This is a genomic window from Olsenella sp. CU969 (genome assembly GCF_905219715.1).
Classification (GTDB): Bacteria; Actinomycetota; Coriobacteriia; order Coriobacteriales; family Atopobiaceae; genus Granulimonas; species Granulimonas faecalis.
Map to the genome: position 1 here is coordinate 1 of NZ_CAJMXC010000156.1, position 1171 is coordinate 1171.

General features: G+C 49.0%; 1 protein-coding gene. It reads left to right on the forward strand.

Going from position 1 to position 1171, the window contains the following annotated elements; genetic code table 11:
- Nucleotides 1–1080 (forward strand): lipopolysaccharide biosynthesis protein (locus JX283_RS08335; protein ID WP_204830162.1); only part of this gene is annotated, 1080 nt, incomplete at its 5' end.
- Between the last annotated feature and the right edge of the window lie 91 nt (nt 1081–1171).

Genomic DNA, 1171 nt, shown 5'->3' on the forward strand with positions numbered 1-1171 from the left:
GTGTTTGATTCTTATATCCTTGCTCGCGAACGACTTGTTTTCCAACAGTTTCGCCAGCTGTTCACTTCGCTTGCTACTCCATTCCTTGCTTTCTTGTTGCTTGTTTTCGGCATGGGAGCAGTGGGCGTTGCCTTAGCTCAGCTCCCGGTGTCGTTCGTGCTTCTGGCATTGAATGCTCGCTTCGCCGTGCGCAGGCTGGGAATGCGATTCAATCTCGGGCATTTTGACTGGGTTTTATTTCGTGCTTTAGTTGCCTTTAGTGGGTGGCTCTTTGCCAACCAGGTATGTGATCTTGTAAACCAAAGCGTTCCTAACATGCTATTGGGCGCTCTCACAAGCGCCAGCATCGTTGCAGTGTTTGCCGTTGCTGTTCAGGTACGCAATGTCTTTGTTTCGCTCTCTACGGCTTTATCCAATGTCTTTGTTCCGAAGATCAATAGAATCGTGGCTGCGTCTGATGACAACGTGGAGTTGACGGCGCTTATGGCTACTGTCGGTAGGTATCAGATGGTGGTCTTTTGTTGGGTCTATGGTGGCTTTGCTCTTTTGGGAAGATTCTTCGTTGCAAATTGGGCTGGCGAAGGTTTTATGGAGTCCTATCGGCTAATTCTTGCTATGGCATTACCGCTTGTTCTTCCACTAACACAGAACACTGGCATCGAGATTCAACGGGCTAAGAACCGACACAGGGCACGGAGTGTAGTAATGCTGATCATGGCCCTTTTCAATGTTGTATTCACTTGGGCTATGTCGCCGGTGTTGCAATGCTGGGCGCCCGCCATTGGCTACATCACATCTATCTCTCTTGGCAACGGTCTATTTATGAACTGGTATTACCACTACCGCATCGGCTTAGATATCGGCTACTTCTGGCGGCGCAATTTGCCTGTTTTGGGCTCTTCTGCGCTTGTCACGGTTGCCTGCTTGCTAATCTCTGCCATTTTGAAGGTAGAGAGTTGGCTCACCTTTTGCGTGTGGGGTCTCGCATACTCCGCATTGTTCACCGCTGCTCTATGGCTTTTCGTTGCCGACGATAGCGAAAAGGAAGCTGTAAGGACTCGCCTTCCATTTTTTGGTTGAGATGCCTGGTTGCTTTCTGATGATATTAACGATCCGGAGGTCATCAAATGAATGAGATTCCAAAGATCCAGTATCTCGGCGAGGCATGTTA